The following is a 23803-nucleotide window of genomic DNA, read 5'->3' as shown; positions in this document are numbered from 1 at the left end:
AGGCAAAAAGCAAGACCTGACCCCTTTGCTTCTATACCGCGAGGTCGGTTGGGACGGCAATACCGTCGAAATCCTCCACACCGTCCATTGCAACGAAAAGGCGGCACCGAAGGCGCCGCCCTGGAACCGCCCAAAGATGAGGACGGGCTCGGGATCGAAGCTAGTTGGGATTGACCATATAGTTGTTCCAGTCCGTGCTGCCCAACTGGTCCTCCCGAATCAGCTGGAGATCCCCGTTAACGATGGCGAGCCGATAGTCGCGATGGCCCTGGGCGTCCACATACCGGCTCATCAAGGTGTTGCCGTTCCAGTACCATTTGGTACCGAGGTCGGTCGTCTGGCACGTGGATACTATGAGGGCGGTGGGATTTTTTACGGTCAGGCAGCGGTCGGGATAGACCCGCGACACATACTGTTCACTGGAGTTCAGGCCCCAGAACTGGCTTTTCCCGGAAGTGCAGGCCGATTTAATCACGTCGGCGCCATCGGCGGTATTGGCGTTGTAGACCCCTATGCACGAGTTGGATTCATTGAGGGATTGCAGAATCACGTTGACTTCCGGGTAATAGACCGGCCTCGAGAAATCAACGGCGATCGTTTGATTCGTCAAGGTGCGCGAAACCTGGTTGTAGCCGTCCACAGCCCTGGTTTGCCAGAGGGCGCCATATCTCGCGCTACCGGCGATTCCGCGAATATCCACACCCGCGCTGATTTGGAAATTTCTGTTTCCGGTGAAGTTAACGTCTTGAGTCTTGTACAGCACGGAAAATGCCGGTGTAAAGTTGCTGTAGGCGATGGGTGTGAACATGGCAGCGTTCATGATGTGGCTGCTATCCCAGACCGGCGCCGGAAACCAACATTGCGAACCGGTGCCGTGATGGCTGGCCCAGTCGCAGAGCGAGGTGTCGTAGTTGCGATCCCATACCCATTCCGCTTTGCCGGGTGTAGCCCCGGTGTTGTTCCTGACCATGTATTCGCTGCCGGCCATTGTCGTGGTGCGGGAAGTTGTCATGGCGAAGGAGGCACTTACCTCTGTGCCTGCTTTCGGGCCGCTGCCGTCCATTTCGGCGCCAGCACTGGCCCCCACCCCAATCGTGATGGAGTCGGTAACTTCCACCGTGACTTGCGGGTTGGTTTGTGCAGGCGAATGCGTTATCAGCGTGAGGTCGGAATAGTTCGTCGGGGAGACGCTGAAGCGGTATTTGTTGGCGAAGGGGCCGATGTAATCGTCCCATTGGGCATTGCTCTGCTTCCACGTGTAATAGTGGGCGAGCCAGTTCGCGAGATGTATCCCGGACCCCCCCGCGTTGTTGAGGATGGATATCCTCACATATTTGGCATCGATGGCGCTGCTGCCGTCGGCCGCCACGGCCGGCACCGAACGCATTAAATCCACCGTCCAGACCAGTTCCGAATATCCGTTGTAGCACCGGTTAATCTTGGATCCTTTCCAATTCCAACTGCCGTCGGCTTTAAGCTTAACGCCCTCATACAAAGGACAATCGAAGGCTGTGGTGGTCGTAATGTAGTAGGTATAGATCGGTGCGTAGGGCGTTGCCGCCTGTGCTTGGGCCTGGATCTGGGCTGCGCGTGTCTCGTCCGCGTCTTTTCCGACGGAGAAGTGAGTATCCAGGATTGCACTGACGGGGCCCGTCAGGCTGGAGCGATTGGCTGCTCTCGTCAACAGCTCCGAGTAATTCGCGCTACCCGTCTGGTTGGCTTTAGCGTCGGGCGTGTTCAGGTCGAGGGCGATATTCCGGTAATCCGGCTTGCCATGGTCATAGCGCATGACTAAGACGGGGGTTTCCAGCCCGAGTCCGCCAATCGCGGTGGACGCGGCCGACATCTTTTTGGACGTGGATTCCGTTGCATCCAGTAGCAGTACCGCGCCGGCTTCGTATGCTTTCCTGAGTGCAGGGGCATCCGCTTTCCGCCATTGAGCGACATTGACGTAGACGACGTTCCAGGCCGTTGCGTCCGGGGTATTCTGCTTTTGTAGATTGCCCGCCAGCTTCGAATAGCCACTTTGCTGAAGTTCAACGGCAAACGCCGTTGGCGTGTAGTCGGGAAGGGACTGGTTGTCGTAAACGTTTAGGGCTTGATTCTCAAGGCCAACATTCTGGATGTCGATTGGCGCCGGAACCTGTGCGGCGCCGGCGTACCCGGAATATCCCAGTAGCCCGGCTTGCAGGCAAGGGATCATCAGTAAACCGGCTTTGAGCGTATTCAGTTTGCTCTTGCTCTGAGCTAAAGCTTTCATTGTTTTCATAATGAGTCCTCGATGTAGGGTGATTGTGCAGGCACAGCGCCTTGAGCTTGCTTTTGTTGCAGCATCGCTTCGGGCTGTAAGGGACAAAACGAGTGCCAATCCATCGCACAATCAGCCATTAACAGGCTATATTATTGATTCAATTGGTTTTTTAGGCGCTTTTGCAAAGTTTGTCTGTCCAGAGCATACGGGCCTGCTCGTCAGCTATTTACGTTATTCCGTAAGTAAGCGAACTATCGTCAGGATCTTTGGGGGGCATATCTTGGCGTGCCGGACTTCGAGCGGAACTGGACGCGACGAGCATTGTCGGCGTCTTTGGATGTGCGGCTTGAGGTTGGCGGGGTGGCTATTTCGAGGCCAGAAGGGATATAGGGTCAGGTCGTGCTTATTGCCTATCAGGGCACTGTGAAAGATAGAGCAAAAGATAAGCCCTCATTATCCTGCAGTTCTGTCCCCTAACTTCGCGGGATCGAGGGCCGGCCGCGAATATCTTTCAGACGGCACCCTTCCGCGTATAGCGGTGCTTGACGCCGATGGGGAAATATTCGGTATCGCCGAACGCGCGCAAGGCTATGCTCGGCGTTTGCTTTTCGGTCGGGACGTAGTTGGCGAATTCGCTGTTCAGCCGGAGCAGTTCCCGTTGTATGGAATGCGCCAGCAGGAACGCCTTTTCCTCGTCGGCCTGTATGTCTGGCAGCAGCTCCACCGTGATGCGAAGAAACTCGTTCTCGCTGGCGTCGTGGCGGGTTTCCATGACGAATTTGCCGCTGACCCAGGGGCGAAACTCCGCTCGCTCCAGTCCCACGGTCACGTTTTCCGGATAAATGTTGGCGCCGTAATAGGACACGGTGAAATCGGCCCGGCCGAACACCCAGACGAAAGGCAGCGGCAGGGTCGCTTCTGCGTCGGGCAAACCCCAGGCCTCCAGGCTGTCCACGCCCCAGGATTCCAGGAATGCCCGCAGATCGTCATGGCTGATCACCCCACCACGGTCGGCGATGTGGTAGCGGATCAAGGGCACGCCGTTGTCGCCGCTCACCACCAGGGTATCGTCCACTACCTCGAAATAGCGGCTTGAGGGATCGTATTGCACCAGCGTCGGCAACCGGGATTCGCCGAACAGCGCCCGAGCCGCATCAGGGGTTTGCGCGAGGAAACGGCGGATGGCGATGCTCAGCGGCGTTTCGTTGCCCAGCACGCCGCCGTCGGCCGTGCCGTAGAGCGAAGCGCTATCACGGCAAGGATCGGTCGAGCCGACCCGCTCGCCCATGAGCTCGCGCCATTCCTCGCTGAACACCTCGCCCGCGAACACGAACTTGATCCGGTAGGACGACCAGTCCATGCCCTGGGAACGGCCGGTATCGAGCACGTCCTTGACGAAGGGCGGATAACCCAGCAGCACGGTCTGCTCGAAATAAGGTCCCAGTTCGCGGACCACCCGGATGATCTCGTCCGCTTTGTTGCCCGGCGTCGCCACCGTGACCGGATAACCTTTCTGCGCCAGTAGCCAGCAGCAGGAGGCGGTATACACGCCGCCGACCCAGTTGCCGAGCGGAAAACAGACGACGGCGAGCGTCTTGCGCTCGTGGGCGCGAAAGCTGTGACGGAATACCTGCTCGAAGCGCAAGGCGACATCCAATTCGTGGGTCGAGGCGCGCGGCCAGAAGGTGGGCGTGCCAGTCGACCCCGAAGACACCGCGAGCTTTTCGCAGGCGGTCAACTCCCCGCCCGCGCAGCGTTCCGGCAAGTCGAATGCCTGCATGTAATCGGGCTTGGTAGTCAGGGGCAAGCGTTCGTAGGCGGCGAAATCGGCCACCGCATCCGGGTTCACGCTTCTTTCCAGCAGTAAGCGCCGGTAGGCCGGGACCTGTTCCACGACCCGTCTGAACAAGGCCAGCAGTCTATCGCGAGGGTCGGCCGCGAGGCGCTCCGCCATCAGTTCGTCGAAATCGGTGAGCAGAAAACGGGAGAGGTTTTCCAGGACGCGGCGCGGGCGGTCGGGGTTCATGGCGGCTCTCAAGACTTGCGGGGAGACTGACGGAAGAAACGATACCCGATTCAGCGGCCGGTTGTCGTTTGGAGACAGGCAAAAAAAACCCCGCCGAGCGGCGGGGCAAAACACTAACGAGAGGGAGATCCAACTATTTCTTGCCGAGAAGCTTGAGGCTCTTGGCGTCCGCGGCCACCTTCTTGCGCTCGTCATCCGGAAGCGCAATCAGGCCCTTCTCAGATAGATAGCCTTCCGGTCCCCAGGCCTTTTCGCTGGTGAATTCGGCGATATAGGCCTCGATGCCCGGGATCTGGCCGACATGGGCCTTCTTGACGTAGAAATAAAGCGGGCGCGATACGGGGTATTTGCCGGAAGCGATGTTTTCGTAAGTGGGTGCCACGCCGTCGACCGAGGCGGCTGCGACCTTGTCTTCGTTTTGTTCCAGGTAGCTGTAGCCGAAGATGCCCAGCGCATGCGGGTTGATCTGCAGCTTCTGCACGATCAGGTTGTCGTTTTCGCCGGCTTCGACATAGGCGCCGTCTTCGCGCACGGTCATGCACACATTCTTGTACAAGGCCTCGTCGCTATCCTTCTTGGCCTTCAGCCAGGGGAAGCTCTGGCAGCCGTGCTCCAGGACCAGCTCGGCGAAGGCGTCACGCGTGCCGGAAGTCGGCGGCGGTCCCAGCACTTCGATCTTTTCCTTGGGCAGCTTGGGGTTGATCTCGTTCCAGGTCTTATAGGGATTGTCGACCAGGGTGCCGTTATCGGGGTAGGCCGGATCCGGCACGCGCTTCGCCAGGGCGAGGAACAGTTCCTGCCGGCTCACGTCGATTTTCTTGGCCTTCTTGGCCTGCGCCAGAACGATGCCGTCGAAACCTATTTTAACTTCGACGATTTCCTTGACGCCCGCCTTTTCGCAGGCCTCGATTTCGGATTTCTTGATCGCCCGGGACGCATTGGCAATATCCGGGAATTGCGCGCCGACACCGCCGCAGAACAGCTTGATGCCGCCGCCCGTACCGGTCGATTCGACCTTGGGCGTCTTGCCGGAACCGCTCTTGCCGAGCTGCTCGGCCACCACGGTGGAGAAGGGATAGACGGTGGAGGAACCGACGACGCTGACGTAGTCGCGGCTTTCGGCCCAGGCGGATGAGCTCAGGATCAAACCCGCCGCGACGGCGGCATAGGATAATTTTTTGCTGGCCATGTGAGTACCTTAGAAAAAAGGGAGTATTCGCTTCGGAAATCGATCGAACGAAAACCCGGTGGGCGAACCCCACCGGGTGGACAACTTAGTAGTCGACGCGTACGGCGGTTTCCCAGACGTCCGGGCTCAAACCGTTGTAGCAGCCCAGGCTGGCATTCTTGCCGGCTGCGCCGTTGTTGCTGCAAGCCCCCGCGCTGGCCGTGCTGGTGTTGAACACATGCACCCAGTTGGTCATCAGGCGGACACGGGGCGTGAGATACCAGTTCACACCCAGGGTGCCCGCGCTCAGGCTGCCGCCGTGAATGTTTTTGGTGTTCATGTCCATCACGTCGTAACGGGCGGCGACTTCCCAGGCACCCCAGCCGCTGCCGCCTATGAAGTTGCTCTTGGGTATCACGCGACCCCAGGAGCCTCTCTTTTCGTCATACGGACGAGTCTCGCCGGTCAGGAAATAACCGGCCGTGGTGTAAAAGCCTTCCAGGACATCGCTGGAATAGCCGCGGCCGGAAACCTCCGCCCTCATATACTCGGCCGTCAGGTGGGCAGGACCGTAGGCACCCGCCAGTTCGGCGCCGAACATGGAGATGTCGTCGACCTCATGCCAGTTTGCGGCTCCCTTGGTTCCGTTGGTCAAATTACCCGTATTGATCCAGGCCGTACGATCCATGTTGGTATCCGGCTGAGACTGGAACTGCCAGCCGCCGGAGCGCAAGCTGCCGTCTTTGTTGTAGTTGTTGTTGAGGGAGCGCCACGAACCCCAGGCACCGGTGTGGATCAGGTTGCCTTCCTTGTCCTTGTAGGGCGCGATCGTCGCGCGGCCGACCAACTGGTAACCGATATCGCCGCTGAAGCCGTTGCGGTTGACGCCGCCCTGACTGTTGAGGGAGCTGTTGCCCGGAGCCGGCGCGCCGATGGATTCCGTGGTAATGCCGCCGCGCAGGGTATAAGGCGCCTGGTCGAACAGCTTGGCGAAGGTTTCCGCCGTGATGCCCAGTTGGTATTTGCTGGCCGGACCGGCTTCGATCAGGGCGTTGGTGGGCAGGCCGCGCTCGGTGAAGGTCAGATTGTTGGCGCTGCCCACCGCTTCCATGCCCTTGCCTTCGTTCTGCTGACCCACGGTGATGGCGAAGGGCTTGAAGGCGACATATTTGATGAAGGCCTCCGTGATGCCCTGGGTGCCGCCGCCGTTGCGGGCCCAGTCGTATTCGAACTTGTATTCGTAGTCCTTGAATAGCGTGCCCTCGGTGTAAATACGGGCGCGGCGGAAACCGACGTTGTTGGCGAGATCGGTGCCGTAGGGTCCTTTGTCGTCGTTAAAGTTGACCTGGCTGTCCACCTGGATGCGGCCGCCGATCTTGGCCTTGAAGTTGCCGTCGTTGGATTCGAATTCCAGGCCGTTTTCGCCCAGCTTGACGTGACCGGCATCCTTGGAAGCCTTCTCCGCGACCTGTGCCCGGTCGAGCTTTTGCTCGGTTGCCTGGAAGGACGCCTTCTTCTTATCCAAGCGCGATTCGATGGCTTCCAGCTCGGCCTTCTTCTTGTCCAGACTGGATTCCAGTTCCTTGACCTCGCCGGCCGTAGCCTTCGGGGCCGTTTCGTCCACTTTCTGGAACTCGCCCAGACGGGTGCGGCCCTTGCCGGGCGTGGTGTAGACCTGACCGGTCTTGGTATCCACAAAGAGTTCGAGGGCGTCCGCCGAAATGGCGGTACCCATCAGTGCCGCCGCGATAGCGACGTTCAGCATATTGGTTTTCATCATCTACCCCGCAGGAATTAAGGCATGTCGTTTGGCAGTTCACAGATGTGGCACTCGCGCAACAGGCCGTGAAACGCCGCATACGATAGGGGGCGGTGATGACAGATTTGTTACAGAAATGTGACAGTTTGATGACAGTCACCGGTGGCACCGTGCCCGCGCATGGCGGTCTGGAATCGACCGGAACACGAGCTTGGCCAAAATTCATCCAGTTCCTGCCAGAGCCCGTTAGTTAAGGGCTTGCGGCAATCCCCACAAACTTATCCACAGCCTTATCCTCTCTTACTGTGGAATAAATCCGCGATGGCGCGCTTCGGCCCACCGGACGGCCAGCCCCAGAAACGATTTCCCGGGCTCGCGTGTCTGCCGCGGTCATTGGACACTCGACAAAGTGTGTTAAGCTGTGCGCCATTTTTTCTCGGGGGTCCGACAGGCTCATGAAAGCGCGGGTTTTATGGGTAGAAAATGTCAAGTTTCTGGGCGAGTCGGGCAGCGGCCATACGGTCATCATGGATGGACCGCCGGAAAGCGGCGGCGAGAATCTGGGCGTGCGACCGATGGAAATGCTGCTGCTGGGTATGGGCGGCTGCACGGCTTTCGACGTCGTGCACATCCTGCGCAAGGGTCGGCATGACGTGCGGGGCTGCGAGTTGCAACTAGAAGCGGAGCGGGCGGAAACCGATCCCAAGGTGTTCACCCGCATCGCCATTCGTTATGTGGTAACCGGCAAGGGTTTGACCGATGCGGCGGTCAAACGCGCCGTGGATTTGTCGGCGGAAAAATACTGCTCGGCGTCCATCATGCTCGGCAAGACGGCCGAGATTACCCACGATTATGAAATCGTGGAGGCTTGAGCGGCTTTTTCGGCCATCGCTTCAATCAACAAGGGCGTCCCCGCTGCCGCATCGCGCGGATCGGGGCGACCTCGGCTCATCAGGGTATCGCTACTTAGATGGATAAGCTTCAGTTACACGGTTTCAACAATTTAACCAAATCGCTCAGTTTCAATATTTACGACATCTGCTACGCCAAGTCGGAGCAGCAACAGCGTAAATACATCGAGTACATCGACGAGATGTACAACGCGAAGCGACTGACCCAGATACTGACCGATGTGAACGCCATCATCGGCGCGGAAATCCTCAACATCGCCCGCCAGGATTACGAGCCGCAGGGTGCCAGCGTGACCATGCTGATTTCCGAAGGTCACGATTTGCCCGGCAGCGTCAGCAACGTCGAGGCGCCGGGGCCCGAGTCGGTGGTCGCCCATCTGAACAAGAGCCACATCACGGTGCACACCTATCCGGAAAGCTCGCCCTACGGCGGCATCAGCACCTTCCGGGCCGACATCGACGTGTCCACCTGCGGCCGCATCTCGCCGCTGAAAGCCTTGAACTATCTCATACATAGCTTCGAGTCCGACATCGTGATCCTGGACTACCGGGTGCGCGGCTTCACCCGCGACATCAGCGGGCAGAAGCATTACATCGACCACGAGATCACCTCGATCCAAAACTACATCTCCGACTTGACGGCCGACCGCTACCAGATGATCGACGTGAACGTCTATCAGGAAAAAATCTTTCACACCAAGATGATCCTGAAGGATTTCAACCTCGATAACTATCTGTTCGAGACCGACAAGGACGCCCTCGACACCGATGAACGCGTAGCCATACAGAAGCGGCTGAAGCAGGAAATGGCGGAAATCTTCTACGGCCGCAATTACAAGCTGAGACGCTGAAGCCCGCGCCACCGAGTCGTAGATAACGACGCCGCCTTGGGATTATCCTTGGCGGCGTTTTTATTTACCCCTGATGGTTGCGCGATCGTCAGGAACCGAACGAAACACGCTGAGGTCGAGGACATGGATACCGGTGGGTTCCGACGATGTCTAACGACTGCCGCATTTGCCGCAGTGCTGTGGCTCGCGCCCCCGCAAGCGACTCGCGCCGCCGATCCGCAGCCCTATAGCGTCAAGCTGGCAAACAGCGGGAATGCCGATCTTGACCGTGCGCTGGCCGAGTCTTCCCTCTTGCTGAGCCTGCGCGAGCAGGCTCCCGCCGGCCCGTTTGCCCTTGTGGCCCGCGCCCGCGAGGACACCGAGCGATTCGGCACCGCATTGCGCAGCTTTGGCTATTACCAGGGCCAGGTGGCCGTACAGATAGCCGGAAGAAGCCTGGACGATCCGGATCTGCCCGATTTCATCGAACGGGTGCCGGCCGATACACCAGTGGAAGTAAGCGTTGCGATCGATCTAGGGCCGCTGTTTCATCTGCGCAAGGTGGACATCGAGGGTAACTGGCCCGCGCAGGTGGCCAACCCGCTCGACCTGGCCTCTGGCGCCGAGGCGGTCGCGAGCCGAGTGCTGGCCGGGCGCGAACGTCTGCTCGATGCGCTGCGGAACGAGGGTTACGCCCTGGCCAGGGTGGAAAGTCCGGATGTGGTACTTCATGCCGATGAACGGGTACTCGACGTGACCTACCGGGTGGACACGGGCCAGCGCGCGGATTTGGGGCCGGTGGAACTGAAGGGGCTGGGGCACATGAAGGAAGCCTATGTGGCGCGCCGGCTGCTCATACAGGAAGGGCAGCGTTTCGATCCGGCGGCGATAGAGCAGGCGCGCAAAGATTTAACCTCCCTCGGTGTTTTTTCCTCGGTCCGCGCCTCCGTCGGCGATAAGCTGGATGCCGGCCAGAATCTGCCCATCCGCTTCGATTTCACGGAACGCCCGCTCCGCTCGGCGAGCGTCGGGGTCGCCTATTCCACCGACCTGGGCGGCAGCCTCTCGCTGGACTGGCGGCACCGCAACCTGTTCGGCGAGGCCGAGCGTGTGGAACTCGGCGGCGCGGTCACGCAGATCGGCGGCAACAGCACCAGAGGCATCGGCTACAACTTCGCAGCCGGGTTCACCAAACCGGACTTTCTCCTGCGCGACCAGTCACTGCTCATTCATCTCGGTGCCATCAAGCAAAGCCTGGACGCCTACGATCAGGATGCCTTCACCGGCGACCTGACTCTGGAGCGGAAATTCTCACGGCATTGGAGTTACAGCCTGGGGCTCGCGGGCGAACAATCGCATATCACCCAGCAGGGCGATTCCCGCGACTACACCTTGCTGGGGCTGCCTTTGACGGTCAAATATGACAGCAGCAACAGCCTCCTCGATCCCACACGTGGTCTGCGCGCCTCGGCGTCGATCACCCCCACACAACCGCTGGCAGGCATCAACACCAGTCCCTTCGTCATGCTGCAGCTGACGGGCTCCAGTTATCTGGATCTCGCGGGCGACGGCCGTAGCGTTCTGGCGTTCCGCGGCTGGCTCGGCGATGTGGAAGGCGCGAACCGCGCCGACTTGCCGCCGCAAAAGCGCTACTACGCAGGCGGCAGCGCCACGGTCCGCGGTTACAAGTTCCAGTCCATAGGCCCCTTGTTCCCGGACGAAAAACCCATGGGCGGCACCTCGGCCGCGGCCGCGACGGTGGAGTTCCGCCAGCGCATCCTGAGCGATTACGGCGCTGTGGCCTTTGTCGATGTGGGCCAGGTCACCGCCGACAGTCCGCTCATCTCCGGTACCTGGCGCACCGGCGTAGGCATAGGCGCCCGCTATTACACCTCGATAGGACCCATACGCCTGGATGTGGCCCTGCCTCTCCAGCGGCAATCCGGCGGTGACGCTTTCGAGGTGTACATCGGTCTCGGGCAGGCCTTCTGATGCGCACGAAACACGGCTTGATCCGATGGGCGCTGGGCTTCTCGGCGGCCATTTTTGGCTTGCTCGCGCTAGGCCTTATCACGACCAACACGCCGGCCGGCCGGGCTGCCATCGAAGCTTCGGTAGCATGGTTCAGCGGCGGGAGCGTGAGTCTGTCCGGCCTCTCCGGGCGATTGCCCGACGCGCCGCGCCTCGCCCGCCTGACCCTGAACGACCCGGCGGGAACCTGGCTGACGATCGAAGACCTGAGCCTGGACTGGTCGCCGCTGCGCCTGCTGCTCGGGCGGGCGGACATCGAACGGCTGGAAGTCGGGCGCATCGTCATAGCCCGCCAGCCGGCCCCGACCGGCGAGCCATCGGTTTCCTCACCCGGCGGACTGCCGATTACCCTGAAACTCGGAAATCTGAGGGTCAACCGGATGGAACTGGCGGAACCGGTCATCGGCCAAGCCGTCGCCGTCAACGCCGAGGCTAGGGTGGATCTGACCACGAACCTGACGGGCGACGTCGATCTGACCCTCCGGAATCTGGACGGAGAAGGATGCTACACGCTGCGCGGGCAGGCCCATGCGGCCGGTATCCGGGTGTTACTGCAAGCGCAGGAGCCAACCCATGGCTTGTTGTCCACGCTCGCCGATTTGCCGGAACTGGGAGCCGTGAAGCTCGACGCCAGGCTGGAAGGTCCGCGCTCGGCTTTGGCAACCCGAGTCGCGTTGCAGGCCGGGGAGCTCTCGCTCAACGGAGGGGGAACCGTGAATCTGGACGCGGAAACCGCCGATCTGACGGTCAAGGCGGCGGCTCCCGCCATGCATCCCGCGCCCGAGCTCTCCTGGCAAACCCTGGCGCTCGATGCGCAGATACACGGCGCTCTCGACCGGCCGAATCTCGGAGCCGATCTGCGCATCGAAGCGCTAACTGCCGCGGGCATAGTCATGCCGCGGCTTGCCGCCAGACTGGAAGGCGAGGCTGGAGCGGCCTCGTTACGCGCTGAGATCCAGCGGTTGCGCCTGCCGGGGGCACGGCCCGATCTGCTCGCAGCTTCGCCCGTGATCTTGCGGGCCGATGCGCGCCTGGCCGACGCCCGGCGCCCGGTTTCATTTGCCCTGGAACATCCACTCGTGACGCTCACGGGCGAGGCTCGCACGGCGGACCCAGCGGCGGGCGAGATGACGCTCATGCTGCCGGATCTGGCGCCTATCGCTGCGGCGGCCGGTCTAAATGCGCAGGGGCGCCTGGAGTCGACCTTCCGGTTCGCTCCCGGAGACGACGCCGCCAACCTGCAGGTCGACGGAATGCTCGCAATCAACGGCGGCGCGGAGCCCTGGCCGGCGCTGATAGGGAAAGCGGCGAAATTCGGTTTGAGTTTGGGCGTGAAAGGCCGGGAGCTGACGGTGTCGCGCCTCCTTCTCGATGGCGCCCAGCTGAACTTGTCTGCGCAGGGGAGGCTGGCCGAAGAGGCTAGCGACCTTCGCTGGAAGATCGCCCTGCCCGATCTCGGCGTATTCGGGCCACCGACGGCTGGGCGCATCGAGATGGAGGGAGTGCTCGACGGACCAGCGGACAATCTGAACGTCACGGCGGACTTGAACGGCGAACTGGCGACCGGCGGCCTACCCAAAGGCCCGCTCACTGCCCGACTGGAAGCGCGCGGTCTGCCCAATACACCCGCCGGCAAATTGAGTGCGCGCGGAGCGCTGGCCGGTTCGCCGCTGGCCCTGGCCATACGCGCCGAGCAAGCGGAATCCGGTTTACGCGTGACCGTCGATCAGGCGCAGTGGAAGAGCGCCCTCGCGGAAGGCGTCCTGACTCTCGCACGGGGAGCGGCGTTTCCGAGCGGAAAACTGGCGATCCACATGAGCCGCCTCGACGATTTTCGATCCTTGCTGAGCCATCCCTTGTCCGGTTCGCTCGATGCGACCCTGGAAACCTTGGTGAGCGGCGGTCGCCCGCGATCCATCCTGCAAATGGACGTACGGAACGCTGGCTGGGCAGATACGGCCTCGGTGACCACAAGCCATTTGACGCTAGCAGTGACCGACCCCGCCGGCAGTCCCTCGGTCGACGGACGCTGGTCCGTGAGCGGCCTGAAAGCGGGCTCCGTCGCCGGATCTGCCGTGGTATCGGCCGCCGGCCCTTTGAACGCGCTGGCTCTGAACTTGACGGGAAATATGACCGGGGTGGGGGGCGATGCGCTGAATCTGGGCGCTATCGCCCGGCTAGACCTGCAGTCCCGGCGCGCCACCGTCACGGACATGCAGGCGAACTGGAAAAACGAAACCTTGCGCCTGCTCGCGCCGTTTCGTATCGCTTTTGCCGACACCGTCACCGTCGATCGGCTGCTGCTCGGGGTACGGAAAGCGGAACTGGAACTGGCGGGGCGCGTCTCGCCCACGCTCGATGTAAGCTTCGCACTGCACGATCTTCCCGCCGATCTCGCCGCACTGTTGGCGCCCGCGTTTGCCGCGGACGGCGTGCTCAATGCGGAGGCGCGACTTGCGGGGGACCCAGGACGACCCGAGGGCAAGGTCAATCTCGAAGTCCGGGGCTGGCGCCTGCGCGACGGTTCCGTCCCCGTGCTGCCACCCGCGAACCTTAACGCGAGCGCTGAATTGAGGGACGGCACGGCCAACCTCGAAGGACGCCTCAGGGCCGGTTCCAAAGCCGATCTCCGGATCTCGGGTACCTTGCCGTTCGACCCATCGGCTGCACTCCAACTCCACGCCGGAGGCGAACTCGATCTGAGCATCCTCGATCCCCTGTTGAGCGCCCAGGGAAAGCGTCTGCGCGGGCAGGCGAGCCTGAATGCCGATATGACGGGAACGATGAACGAACCCCGGCCGACCGGGATCGTGCAGATCGCAAAAGGGGAGTTTCAGGATTATGGCCAAGGCATGCGCATCCACGACATGAACGCCGAGCTGCGCGCAGAAGGCGAAATACTGCGCCTCACGCGCTTTCAAGGCCGTGCCGGCCCCGGACAAATCAATGCCGACGGGACACTGGACCTACGGGCAGCGGGACGGCCGATAGCCCTGAGTCTTACCGCCCGCAACGCACAACCGCTAGCCAGCGACCGCTTGAACGTCAACCTGGACGCAAATCTGAGCTTGCGCGGGCACGCCGGGGGCAGCCTCACCGCTGCCGGCGACATCCGTATCCGGAAAGCGGAGATACGCATACCGGAAAGCATGCCGGCGCAAATCGCCGTGCTGGATGTTCGTTTGCCGGGTACCAGACCGCCAGCGCCGCCGCCACCTCCGCCGGCCGTTGGCCTCGATCTGCGAATAAGCGCACCCGGCCAGATCTTCGCGCGCGGCCGGGGTCTGGACGCCGAACTGGCGGGCAATCTCAGACTCCGCGGCACGACTGACCAGCCGGTGCCAGATGGCCACTTTACGATGCGGCGGGGCCAGTTCAGCCTGGCGGGCAGCACGCTGAGCTTCAGCCGGGGTGAGGTGGGTTTTGACGGCGGCAGCCTGACCGACCCTTCCCTGAATTTCGTGTCCAGCACCACCGACAAGAACATCACGGCCACCCTGACAGTCGGCGGGACGGCCAAGAAGCCTGTGATCACCTTGAGCAGCATCCCCGACCTACCGCAAGACGAGATACTGGCGCACCTCCTTTTCAGTCGGGCCACTTCCAACTTGAGTCCGCTCGAAATGGTCCAGATCGGCACGGCCATCGCCTCGCTCAGCGGCATCACTCCCACCATCGGCGATCCTCTGGCCACCGTGCGCAAGGGACTAGGCCTGGACCGCCTGTCGATAGGAGGCGGTACGGCACCTACCCTGGAAGCCGGCCGCTACCTCGCTCCCGGTGTTTATGTAGGCGGCAAACAGGGCGTGTCGGGAAGCGGTACTCAGGCCACGGTCCAACTCGACGTTACCGAGAATCTCAAGCTGGAAGGTGCGGTGGGAACAGGCTCCCCTTCCGGTACGGCCGCGGCCGGCGGGGCCGGCAGCGTCGGCATACGATATCAATACGAATATTGAGTGTCTCCGGCAAGCTTAATGGACTGATGTAGACTGGGCAAACGTGAAAGCCGTCAGCTTTGACTGGTTATTTTCGCGCCCTCCCGATGTCTGGACATTTTCATGAAGAAACTGCTGCTCTCCCTCCTGGCCGTCGTCCTTATTTTCGAGGAATGGCTCTGGGAGCTTCTCACCTCGCTGGGTCGCCAACTAGCCCGCCTGCTGCATCTGGCCCGCTTCGAGCGCTGGTTGAGCCAGGTCTCGCCCAATGTCGCGGTGGTCGCTTTCGCCGTGCCGCTCGGCATCGTTACGCCGATCAACCTCGCGGCGATTTGGCTATTGGCCCATGGTTTGATACTGCAAGGCGTGCTGGTGGAAATACTGGCCAAACTGCTGGGCACCCTGCTGGTGGCCAGAGTGTTCGCGCTCACCAAGACTCAGTTGCTGAGTTTTTCCTGGTTCGCCCTGATCTATAACACCCTCGTTGCCTGGCTGAGCTGGGCGCATGAGCGCATCTCCGAAACGGCAGTCTACCGCCTGGCCATGAGCACGAAAGAACGGGTGAAGGCCAGCCTCTCCGCTTGGCGAAAGAATTTGAGCTGACTCGAACGGCGCGCGTAAGGTAGACACATCGCATCTGGCCATCAGGAGTACGGATGATTTACCGTTGCGTCCGGCTTACGCGTGTTTGCCCCGACCCTACCTCAATCACCCCATACCTATGCGCGAGGGATAAACGATGAAATGCATAGCCTACAAGGACGGTTATAAATACCAGCTCAAGGAAAGCTACGAAGTATTGATCGACATCAAACCGGAAGTATCGATCGCAACCAGCTACATCGGCCTCGATGCACAGGGAAAACTTAGCCTGCGCGAGGGTTACGCCTGGGATGGTCCGTCCGGACCGACCATCGATACCCTGACGTTCATGCGCGGTTCGCTGATCCACGACGCCTTGTACCAATTGATGAGAGAAGAACATCTGGACAAGGACAAGTACCGCGAACAGGCCGATCGTCTACTACAGAAGATCTGCCTGGAAGACGGAATGGGGGCGTTACGCGCGTGGTGGGTTTATCAAGGGGTAAAGCGTTTCGGCGATCCCTCGGCCGATCCGGCATCCAAGCGCCCGCTGACCCGAGCGCCGAACGGTTGCCAGCTTTGAAGTGAGCGGCCGGCGACGTGACCCGGGTAGCCCATCACCCAGCTACCCGAACTGGACTCGTATGACCTGATAGACGGCGATCCATCCGACGAGGATGACTGCCTCGATTGAGGAGACACGACACTAGCGCCGACGTCTTTCCTGGTTCAACAGATCGCGGTAATGGCGGAATATGCCCAACACCGCATAAATCATGACAGCGAAGAGTATCCATTCCTGGATGGATACACTGGTGATGTCATCATCGAGAAAAACGATGCCGACCACCGATACCAGAAAAAGCGCGAAATAATTGAAGATCATGCCGCCTCCCGCCCATAGCCGTCACACTCACCGGATACCCGCCGCCGCCAGTGCTTCGCGCTGGTGAACCAGCAAATCGTCTATGCCCTTGGCAGCCAAATCCAACAGGCTGTTCAGTTCATCCCGCCGGTACGCATGGCCTTCGGCGGTACCCTGCACTTCCACATAGGCCCCTGCGTCATTCATGACGACGTTCATGTCGGTCTCGGCTTCACTGTCTTCCCGGTAATCCAGGTCGAGCACCGGTACCCCCTGGTAGATGCCGACCGAAACCGAGGCTATCTGACCGTGCAAGGGGTTGGCCTTGAGCTTGCGATTTTTCATCAGGCGCGCGATGGCCAGGGATAAAGCGACATAACCTCCGGTAATGGACGCGGTACGGGTACCGCCATCGGCCTGGATCACGTCGCAATCGAGGGTGACGGTCCTCTCGCCCAGGGCTTCCAAATTTAATGCCGCGCGCAGCGAGCGACCGATGAGGCGCTGGATTTCCAGAGTACGGCCGCCCTGCTTTCCGCGCGAGGCTTCCCGTCCCATGCGGTCATGGGTGGAACGCGGCAACATGCCGTATTCGGCGGTAATCCAGCCCGAACCCTTGCCTTTCAGGAAGGGTGGCACCTTTTCCTCGACGCTGGCGGTGCAAATCACCCGGGTGTCTCCGAATTCCACCAATACCGAGCCTTCGGCGTGCTTGGTATAGTGGCAGGTGAGGGCGATCTTGCGCAGTTCGTCGGGTTGGCGTCCGCTGGGTCTCATAGGCGTGGGGCTCGGAATTAAAGAGGGGCAGTATACCCGAATTGCACGGAGCCCTCGGGGTCAGATAATTCGGGTGATAAAGGCCATGCGAGCGAAACGCGTCTTACTGTTTTTGATCTTACCGGCCGCCCTGATCGCGGCTCCATCGAGTTGGTTGGTCCGGGAGATCCGGAACGAACCCTCCGGGACGAAGGTCTTGTCGGGCCTGACACATCCGGCCCAAGTGGCGACCGACGGGCTGGGCGTGCCCACGGTCTCCGCCTCCGATCGCTACGATGCCATGCGCGTATTGGGCTATCTCCATGCCCGCGACAGGCTATTCCAGATGGACTTGATGCGGCGTAAGAGCGCGGGACGGCTGGCCGAAATCTTCGGAACCGCCGCGCTGGAAGTCGACAAACATCAACGCGTCTACGGCTTCGAACAGGCCGCCCGCCGCATCCTGGCGACACTGCCGAAAGATCAAGTCCAATTATTGACGGACTATGCAGACGGCGTGAATGCCAGACTGAAAGACCAGTTCGTCCTGCCGCCGGAATTCATCGCCTTGCGCTACACGCCCGAGCCCTGGCGGCCCGAAGACAGTCTGCTCGTGGCACTGGGCATGTTCCAGACCCTCAACGGGCAGGAACAGGACGAGCGCATGCTGTCGGTGATGACTCAGGCGCTTCCCGCCGGACTGCTGGCTTTCCTGACGCCGGACAGCGGGCCCTTTACCACGACCCTATCGGGCGGGCCGGAATCCCGCCGCCCGGCCAGGCCATTGCCGTCCGGGGACTGGCAGGCCCTGCTCGCCACATCGAAGACCCTCGCGGTGGCCGATATCGAAGCCGGCATAGATACGGAAGCGCTGATCGCCGGCTCCAACAACTGGGCGGTCGACGGTAGCAGAACCCGCGACGGACGCGCCATCGTCGCCAATGATATGCACTTGTCCCTGGGCGTCCCCAACATCTGGTACCGCGCCGCCTTGCGCTACGCCGGCCGGGAATTGACGGGACTGACCCTGCCGGGTTTGCCCATGTTGGTCGTCGGCAGCAATGGCCGAATCGCCTGGGGTTTCACCAACATCGACGCCGACCTGCTCGATCTGGTCCGTCTGGAAATCAATCCTGACCATCCGGAGCTTTATCGCACGCCGGAAGGCTGGCGCCCATTCGAGCCGCGCCGGGAATCCGTATCCGTCAAGGGCGGGAACAGTATCCAACTGTCCATCAAAGAGACGATCTGGGGGCCCGTCGCGGAAACACCGCTACTGGAACACCCGGTGGCTATACGCTGGACGGCCTTGGACCCGGCGGCGGTCGATCTGAAACTGACCGAAATGGACGAGGTGGACACGCTGGAACAAGCCATGGCGTTGCTGAACCGCACCGGCGCGCCACCGCAGAACGTCGCGCTGGCCGATGCCCGTGGTCACATTGCCTGGACTTACATGGGCCGGTTTCCGCATCGCCGCGGTTTCGACGGATCGGTCAGCCTGAACTGGGGCGACGGCGTAGTCGGATGGGATGGCTTCATTCCGCCGGATGAATTGCCGCGCGTCGTCGATCCGCCCTCCGGATTTCTGGCCACTGCGAACAACCGGACCCTGGGCAAAGACTATCCGCACGTCATCGGTCACAATTTTTCCAACGGCTACCGGGCCTGGCGCATAAGCGAGCGACTGAAGTCGTTGCAGGACGCGACGGAAGCAGAAATGCTGGATGTGCAACTGGATACGCGGAGCGAGATCTTCGATTTCTATCGCGATCTGGCCCTGTCGGTGCTCGACGAGGAAGCCCTCAAGGAGCCGCTGCTGCGCGAGGCGCGAGGCGCGATATCAGCCTGGAACGGACGCATGGACGCGGACAGCTCAGGCATTCCGCTGCTGGTGAACTACCGCAGGAAACTGGCAGAAATCTTGTTCGCCCCCGTGATCGAACACGGCCGACGCCTGGACTCGCAGTTCGCCTATGCCTGGAGGGAAATGGAAACGCCCATGCGGGCTTTGCTGAATGAGAGTGATCCATCGAACCTGCCGGATACGCGCCATCGCAATTGGCGCGATCTGAAGCAGCAGGTTTTGCTCGATGCCGCACGCGACTTGAGTGCGCGCTTTCCCGATGTTCCACTGGAACGGCTGACATGGGGCCGGGTCAACCGTATCGTCATCCGTCATCCGTTTGCCAGGCAACTACCGCCCGCCGTGGCGGAATGGCTCAACATGGCGGCTTTCGACAGCCCCGGATGCGCGAGTTTCTGCGTGCGTGTCAGTGGCGATCCGCACGGGCAAACCGAACGGATGGCCGTCTCCCCCAATCATCCGGAAGACGGCATCCTGCACATGCCGGCCGGCCAGTCCGGAAATCCTTTCTCGCCTCATTATCGCGACCAGCAGGCGGCCTGGCAGAAAGGACGCCCGCTACCCTTCCTGCCAGGCGCAAGCCGGACCGAATTGTATTTGCGTCCTCGCGAAGACTGAAAAACTCCTCACCCCAAGTCTTTTTCCTGCCCCTCAAGCAGCATATCGCGGAGGGCCGCGGCCGACTGCGGCCGGTCCTCCGCCCGGATGGCCATTGCCGCATCGATGGCCTTCAAAAGGTAAGCCGGGTATTTGCGCTTGTGGGCTTTTACCGCCGGAATCAGGAGATCCTTATCCACGCGTTCGGGGGCAGGAGGCGGCGACTTGCCGTCCAGACACATGCGCATGGTTGCGCCCACGGCGTAGATATCACTCCACGGTCCCAGCCCGCCGCTGTCCGAACATTGCTCGATGGGTGAGAACCCGCTGGTCAGTACCGTACCCAGCTTGGCCTGGCCGTCATAGGGGTAGGGCTGTACGGCGCCGAAATCGAGCAGCAAGGGGTCGCCGCCGGGGCGTATGAGGATGTTCTGCGGTTTGATATCGAGGTGCAGCAGGCCGCGTCCATGTATCACCTCGATGCCGCCGAGGAGTGGCGGGAAAACGGTCAGCATGAACTGTTCGCTCAAGCCGCCGGCCTTTTCCTGCAAATAGCCGCTCAACACCTTGCCGTAGTCGTAGGTCATGACCAGATACACGGTGGCGTTGGCCTGAAAGAAGTTCAATACCTCGACGATATTGGGATGGCGCAGCCCGGCCAAAACTTTCGCTTCCTCGAAAAACAGGCGTCGTCCGCGGATGAACAGTTTGCGCGACGCCTCGTCGTTGGGTATGACTTGGTTCTGCCAAGTGCGGTGAGCCAACCGGCGCGGAAGATATTCCTTGATCGCGACCTGGTGCTGATCCGAACGTTGGCGGGCGAGATAGACCGTGCTGAACCCCCCGCTGGCCAAAGAACGCTCGATGATGTACTGGTCGACGACCGTTCCCGGCTGCAAGAAATACCAATCGCGAGGATATTCGTCTGAATTGAAGTGGGAAGACATCGAGCTGAGGGCAGTTTTTGGGGGTAATCGGTTACCATGCGCAGACTTTGATAACTGACGACAGAGTATATAGAGAAATGGCTATACGCAGTATGACTGCTTTCGCGAATACCCACCGCACCGTCGGACCCTGGGACTATGCCTGGGAGGTGCGGTCGGTAAATCACCGTTATCTCGATCTTGGCCTGAGGCTGCCGGAATCGCTGCGATATATGGAAGGCGAAGTCCGGGCTATGGTTTCGACCCGCATCAAGCGCGGTCGGGTCGAAATCAGTCTGGCGCTGAAATCCGCCGACTCGGAGGCCAACACGCTCCGTTTCGATCCTCCGCGCGTACGCGCCCTACTCTCGTCAGCGGAGCAGATCGAGGCATTGAGCGCCAAGGCGCTGGCGCCTTTTTCGGCGCTCGACTTATTGCGCTGGCCCGGCGTACTGCACGAAGCGGAAATCGATCGCGAACGCTTGCAGCTCGACGCGCTGAGTGTGCTCGATGAAACACTGGGCAAACTGATCGACGCGCGCGAAAACGAAGGGCGGCAATTGGTCGATATCGTCCGGCCCCGTCTCGCTCAGATCGCCGAGCACATCCTGACGGTGCGCGGCCGCTTGCCCGACGTGTTACAGGCAGTGCGGGACAAGCTACTGAGCCGACTGGCCGAAACATCCCTGAAACCGGACGTCGACCGCCTGGAACAGGAAATGGTTTATCTGGCCCAAAAAATGGACGTTGCGGAAGAACTCGATCGACTGGGTGCCCATGTCGAAGAGATGTTGCGCATATTGAATTCGGATGAACCCGCCGGACGCCGCCTGGATTTTCTTTCGCAGGAAATGAACCGGGAGGCCAATACCCTGGGTTCCAAATCGGCCGATCTCGGCACCACCCGTGCAGCGGTCGAGATCAAAGTGTTAATCGAACAGATACGCGAACAAATACAAAATATCGAATGATGGATCGCCGAGTATCAAAGTCCTCCATGGGCCGTTTGAACATAGATTTGCACAGCGCCGTCATCGCCCTCAGCGGCGCACTCGACCTGGTCGGCGTGGACGAGGTCAGACATGGCAAGCGCGTCGCCGTCATGGCTTACCGGGTCGCTCGGGCGCTGAACTGGTCAGACGATGAATGCCTTTCCATTTTCTACGCCGGCATGCTGCACGACTGCGGCGTTTCCAAGACGGAAGAACACCGAAATCTGACCGCTACTCTGGAGTGGGAAGGTGCGGAAGAACACTGCATACGCGGTGCGGCTTACCTGGCCGATTGCGTGCCTTTCGTCCACCTAGCCGATGAGATTCGCTATCACCATACGCGCTGGGAACACTTGGTGGAACTTCCCCTCACCGAGTCCATAAAGCTTCGTGCCAATCTGATCTTTCTGGTCGATCGTGTCGACGTGTTGCAAACGCCTTACCTCGGCACGGAACGCATCTTGACCCGGCGGGCACCCATCCTCGCCCGAATTAGCGAACTCGCCGGCGTGCTATTTTGCCCTGATCTGGTGTATGCGTTTACCGAAGTCGCCAACGTGGAGGCGTTTTGGCTGGCCATGGAGGCCGATTATCTGGATGAAGACATCCATACGCTAGGCACCCACATTCCTCCGCTTGAACTCGATTATCCGACGCTCAAGGACGTTGCGATCCTATTTTCCCATGTGGTCGATGCCAAGAGCCCTTATACCGACGAACATTCGCAACGGGTCGCGAAGATTGCCCGCTTCCTGGCCGGCGAATTCGGCTTCGACACTTATACCTTGGACCAGATAGAAATCGCCGGGCTGCTGCACGACATCGGCAAGCTACGCGTTTCGGAAGAGATCATAGAAAAGCCCGGCCAACTCACGCCGGATGAAAGAGCCTGCGTCCACAGGCATAGCTACGATACCTATCGCATCTTGCTCAGGGTCTTCGGCAACTCGAACATCCCGAAGTGGGCCGGCCTCCACCACGAAAACCTGCTCGGCGCGGGCTACCCATTCAAGACCGCCGGGAAGAACCTGGATCTGGAAACACGCATCATCAGCGTATCCGACATTTTTCAGGCCCTGGCTCAACACCGGACATACCGGCCCAAACTGAGCTTGAACGAAATATTGCTGGAATTGGATAAGCGGGTTTCCTCCGGCGAACTCGACCGCGATGTGGTGGCGAAACTCCGCGAGCACTCAAGCTGGTGCTATTCCTTGGCGACGACCGGGACCTAACACTCATCCCTTGATCGTTCACCCATACGATGTTCCACGTGGAACAGCATTCAGCACTGCAACCAGGAATCTGAATATGCGCAGATAAGCCGGACGAAGTTTCGCAAACGGGCCATACTAAATCGGACTTAGACTCCCTGACGCCTTCAACCCATGCACCCCGCCATTGATAAACTGCTCGAAACCGCCTCCACCGTAATCCTAGGAAAACACCACCAAATTCGCCTAGCCGTATGTTGCCTGCTCTCACGCGGACACTTATTGATCGAAGATGTCCCCGGAGTGGGAAAAACCATCCTCTCCCATACACTGGCCAATCTGCTCGGACTCAATTACCAACGCATTCAGTTCACCAGCGATTTATTGCCGGCCGACATCGTCGGCTCTTCCATCTACGACGCCAACAGCCACAGCTTTCGTTTCCAGGCAGGCCCCATCTTTCACCAGATGATATTGGCCGACGAAATCAACCGTTCCACACCCAAGGCGCAAAGCGCGTTGCTGGAGGCCATGGAGGAACACCAAGTCACGATAGACGGCGAGACCCGACCGCTGCCTGAACCGTTCTTCGTCATCGCAACGCAAAATCCGAACTACCAGATCGGCACATTCCCCTTACCGGAATCACAACTCGACCGATTCCTGATGCGCATCACCATGGGCTATCCCGACAGCCGCTCGGAGCGTGCCTTGTTGCGGGGAGAGGCGCGTCTAGCACTGCTCGGAAGATTGCCGGTCTGCCTCGAAGCGAGTGAACTGAAGAAAATACAGGAAGACATCAATCAGATATTCGTGTCAGACCCTCTGCTCGACTATCTGCAGGCGCTGATACGTTACACCAGGGAGTCGGCCGACTATCAAAGCGGACTTTCGCCCAGGGCAGGACTCGCGCTGCTGAATGCCGCCAGGGCTTGGGCCTTCCTGGAAGGTCGGGACGCCGTGCTGCCGGAAGACGTCCAGGTCGTACTGCCGCCCGTCGCCGGCCACCGGCTGAAGCTTGCCGCGAGCGCGGAAACGGATTCCCAAACTACCGTCTTCCCTCTGCTCGAACGCGTGCCGATACCCTGAG

At 60.5% G+C, this 23803-nt stretch carries 17 protein-coding genes; 10 read left to right on the top strand and 7 right to left on the bottom strand.

Annotated elements, in window-relative coordinates; translation table 11 throughout:
- Window positions 1–160 precede the first annotated feature (160 nt).
- From JWZ97_RS14925 to JWZ97_RS14910, 4 genes are all read right to left on the bottom strand, one after another.
- Window positions 161–2269 (bottom strand): RICIN domain-containing protein, encoded by a 2109-nt coding sequence (locus tag JWZ97_RS14925; protein ID WP_205430857.1) that lies wholly within the window; start codon window positions 2267–2269, stop codon window positions 161–163.
- A 493-nt stretch (window positions 2270–2762) separates the two neighbouring features.
- Window positions 2763–4277 carry a phenylacetate--CoA ligase family protein gene (locus JWZ97_RS14920; RefSeq protein ID WP_205430856.1) on the bottom strand — a complete coding sequence of 505 codons (1515 nt, stop codon included), beginning with the start codon at window positions 4275–4277 and terminating at the stop codon, window positions 2763–2765.
- Between the two features lie 133 nt (window positions 4278–4410).
- Window positions 4411–5466 (bottom strand): PstS family phosphate ABC transporter substrate-binding protein, encoded by a 1056-nt coding sequence (locus JWZ97_RS14915; RefSeq protein ID WP_205430855.1) that lies wholly within the window; start codon window positions 5464–5466, stop codon window positions 4411–4413.
- Between the two features lie 85 nt (window positions 5467–5551).
- On the bottom strand, window positions 5552–7225 hold the full coding sequence (locus JWZ97_RS14910; RefSeq protein WP_205430854.1) for a porin: 1674 nt from the start codon (window positions 7223–7225) through the stop codon (window positions 5552–5554).
- A 434-nt stretch (window positions 7226–7659) separates the two neighbouring features.
- Between JWZ97_RS14910 and JWZ97_RS14905 the strand changes: the two genes are divergently transcribed.
- The 6 genes from JWZ97_RS14905 (at window position 7660) to JWZ97_RS14880 (ending at window position 16079) form a co-directional block, all read left to right on the top strand.
- Window positions 7660–8076: an OsmC family protein gene (locus tag JWZ97_RS14905; RefSeq protein WP_205430852.1), complete on the top strand. Its 417-nt coding sequence runs from the start codon at window positions 7660–7662 to the stop codon at window positions 8074–8076.
- Window positions 8077–8174: 98 nt separating this feature from the next.
- The gene (gene speD / locus JWZ97_RS14900) at window positions 8175–8966 is read left to right on the top strand and encodes an adenosylmethionine decarboxylase (protein WP_205430850.1); all 792 of its coding nucleotides are present in this window, start codon (window positions 8175–8177) and stop codon (window positions 8964–8966) included.
- A gap of 174 nt (window positions 8967–9140) precedes the next feature.
- The gene (locus tag JWZ97_RS14895) at window positions 9141–10937 is read left to right on the top strand and encodes an autotransporter assembly complex family protein (protein WP_205430848.1); all 1797 of its coding nucleotides are present in this window, start codon (window positions 9141–9143) and stop codon (window positions 10935–10937) included.
- The gene (locus JWZ97_RS14890) at window positions 10937–14932 is read left to right on the top strand and encodes a translocation/assembly module TamB domain-containing protein (RefSeq protein WP_205430839.1); all 3996 of its coding nucleotides are present in this window, start codon (window positions 10937–10939) and stop codon (window positions 14930–14932) included. Before JWZ97_RS14895 ends, JWZ97_RS14890 begins: the two co-directional genes overlap by 1 nt.
- Before the next feature lie 102 nt (window positions 14933–15034).
- The gene (locus JWZ97_RS14885; RefSeq protein WP_205430830.1) at window positions 15035–15514 is read left to right on the top strand and encodes a hypothetical protein; all 480 of its coding nucleotides are present in this window, start codon (window positions 15035–15037) and stop codon (window positions 15512–15514) included.
- 136 nt (window positions 15515–15650) lie between these two features.
- Window positions 15651–16079, top strand: coding sequence for a DUF1353 domain-containing protein (locus tag JWZ97_RS14880; protein ID WP_205430828.1), 429 nt, complete (start codon window positions 15651–15653; stop codon window positions 16077–16079).
- A gap of 123 nt (window positions 16080–16202) precedes the next feature.
- Here JWZ97_RS14880 and JWZ97_RS14875 read toward each other — a convergent pair whose 3' ends face one another.
- Both JWZ97_RS14875 and rph read right to left on the bottom strand, forming a co-directional pair.
- The gene (locus JWZ97_RS14875; protein WP_205434732.1) at window positions 16203–16382 is read right to left on the bottom strand and encodes a hypothetical protein; all 180 of its coding nucleotides are present in this window, start codon (window positions 16380–16382) and stop codon (window positions 16203–16205) included.
- 27 nt (window positions 16383–16409) lie between these two features.
- Window positions 16410–17138 (bottom strand): ribonuclease PH, encoded by a 729-nt coding sequence (gene rph, locus JWZ97_RS14870; RefSeq protein WP_205430826.1) that lies wholly within the window; start codon window positions 17136–17138, stop codon window positions 16410–16412.
- Window positions 17139–17223: 85 nt separating this feature from the next.
- Between rph and JWZ97_RS14865 the strand changes: the two genes are divergently transcribed.
- Window positions 17224–19602, top strand: a complete 2379-nt coding sequence (locus JWZ97_RS14865) for a penicillin acylase family protein (protein ID WP_205430824.1) — start codon at window positions 17224–17226, stop codon at window positions 19600–19602.
- Between the two features lie 8 nt (window positions 19603–19610).
- Here JWZ97_RS14865 and JWZ97_RS14860 read toward each other — a convergent pair whose 3' ends face one another.
- Window positions 19611–20480, bottom strand: a complete 870-nt coding sequence (locus JWZ97_RS14860) for a serine/threonine protein kinase (RefSeq protein ID WP_371822520.1) — start codon at window positions 20478–20480, stop codon at window positions 19611–19613.
- Window positions 20481–20620: 140 nt separating this feature from the next.
- Between JWZ97_RS14860 and JWZ97_RS14855 the strand changes: the two genes are divergently transcribed.
- The 3 genes from JWZ97_RS14855 (at window position 20621) to JWZ97_RS14845 (ending at window position 23802) form a co-directional block, all read left to right on the top strand.
- Entirely contained in the window at window positions 20621–21478 is an 858-nt protein-coding gene (locus tag JWZ97_RS14855) for a YicC/YloC family endoribonuclease (RefSeq protein WP_240342363.1), read from the top strand.
- A 26-nt stretch (window positions 21479–21504) separates the two neighbouring features.
- Window positions 21505–22734 (top strand): HD-GYP domain-containing protein, encoded by a 1230-nt coding sequence (locus JWZ97_RS14850; RefSeq protein ID WP_205430819.1) that lies wholly within the window; start codon window positions 21505–21507, stop codon window positions 22732–22734.
- Window positions 22735–22887: 153 nt separating this feature from the next.
- Window positions 22888–23802 (top strand): MoxR family ATPase, encoded by a 915-nt coding sequence (locus tag JWZ97_RS14845; protein WP_205430818.1) that lies wholly within the window; start codon window positions 22888–22890, stop codon window positions 23800–23802.
- Window position 23803: the final 1 nt, after the last annotated feature.

Source organism: Methylococcus sp. EFPC2 (genome assembly GCF_016925495.1).
Classification (GTDB): domain Bacteria; phylum Pseudomonadota; class Gammaproteobacteria; order Methylococcales; family Methylococcaceae; genus EFPC2.
Note: the sequence above shows the minus strand (reverse complement) of the source record. Positions and strands in the feature narration are given on the sequence as shown.

What these genes read in the sequence shown, in the direction of transcription:
- JWZ97_RS14905 (WP_205430852.1), top strand. Translation starts at nt 7,660, where the DNA reads ATGAAAGCGCGGGTTTTATGGGTAGAAAATGTCAAGTTTCTGGGCGAG.
- JWZ97_RS14845 (WP_205430818.1), top strand. Translation starts at nt 22,888, where the DNA reads ATGCACCCCGCCATTGATAAACTGCTCGAAACCGCCTCCACCGTAATC.
- JWZ97_RS14880 (WP_205430828.1), top strand. Translation starts at nt 15,651, where the DNA reads ATGAAATGCATAGCCTACAAGGACGGTTATAAATACCAGCTCAAGGAA.
- speD (WP_205430850.1), top strand. Translation starts at nt 8,175, where the DNA reads ATGGATAAGCTTCAGTTACACGGTTTCAACAATTTAACCAAATCGCTC.
- JWZ97_RS14875 (WP_205434732.1), bottom strand. Translation starts at nt 16,382, where the DNA reads ATGATCTTCAATTATTTCGCGCTTTTTCTGGTATCGGTGGTCGGCATC.
- JWZ97_RS14850 (WP_205430819.1), top strand. Translation starts at nt 21,505, where the DNA reads ATGGGCCGTTTGAACATAGATTTGCACAGCGCCGTCATCGCCCTCAGC.
- JWZ97_RS14865 (WP_205430824.1), top strand. Translation starts at nt 17,224, where the DNA reads ATGCGAGCGAAACGCGTCTTACTGTTTTTGATCTTACCGGCCGCCCTG.
- JWZ97_RS14925 (WP_205430857.1), bottom strand. Translation starts at nt 2,269, where the DNA reads ATGAAAACAATGAAAGCTTTAGCTCAGAGCAAGAGCAAACTGAATACG.
- JWZ97_RS14915 (WP_205430855.1), bottom strand. Translation starts at nt 5,466, where the DNA reads ATGGCCAGCAAAAAATTATCCTATGCCGCCGTCGCGGCGGGTTTGATC.
- rph (WP_205430826.1), bottom strand. Translation starts at nt 17,138, where the DNA reads ATGAGACCCAGCGGACGCCAACCCGACGAACTGCGCAAGATCGCCCTC.
- JWZ97_RS14890 (WP_205430839.1), top strand. Translation starts at nt 10,937, where the DNA reads ATGCGCACGAAACACGGCTTGATCCGATGGGCGCTGGGCTTCTCGGCG.
- JWZ97_RS14910 (WP_205430854.1), bottom strand. Translation starts at nt 7,225, where the DNA reads ATGATGAAAACCAATATGCTGAACGTCGCTATCGCGGCGGCACTGATG.
- JWZ97_RS14885 (WP_205430830.1), top strand. Translation starts at nt 15,035, where the DNA reads ATGAAGAAACTGCTGCTCTCCCTCCTGGCCGTCGTCCTTATTTTCGAG.
- JWZ97_RS14855 (WP_240342363.1), top strand. Translation starts at nt 20,621, where the DNA reads ATGACTGCTTTCGCGAATACCCACCGCACCGTCGGACCCTGGGACTAT.
- JWZ97_RS14920 (WP_205430856.1), bottom strand. Translation starts at nt 4,277, where the DNA reads ATGAACCCCGACCGCCCGCGCCGCGTCCTGGAAAACCTCTCCCGTTTT.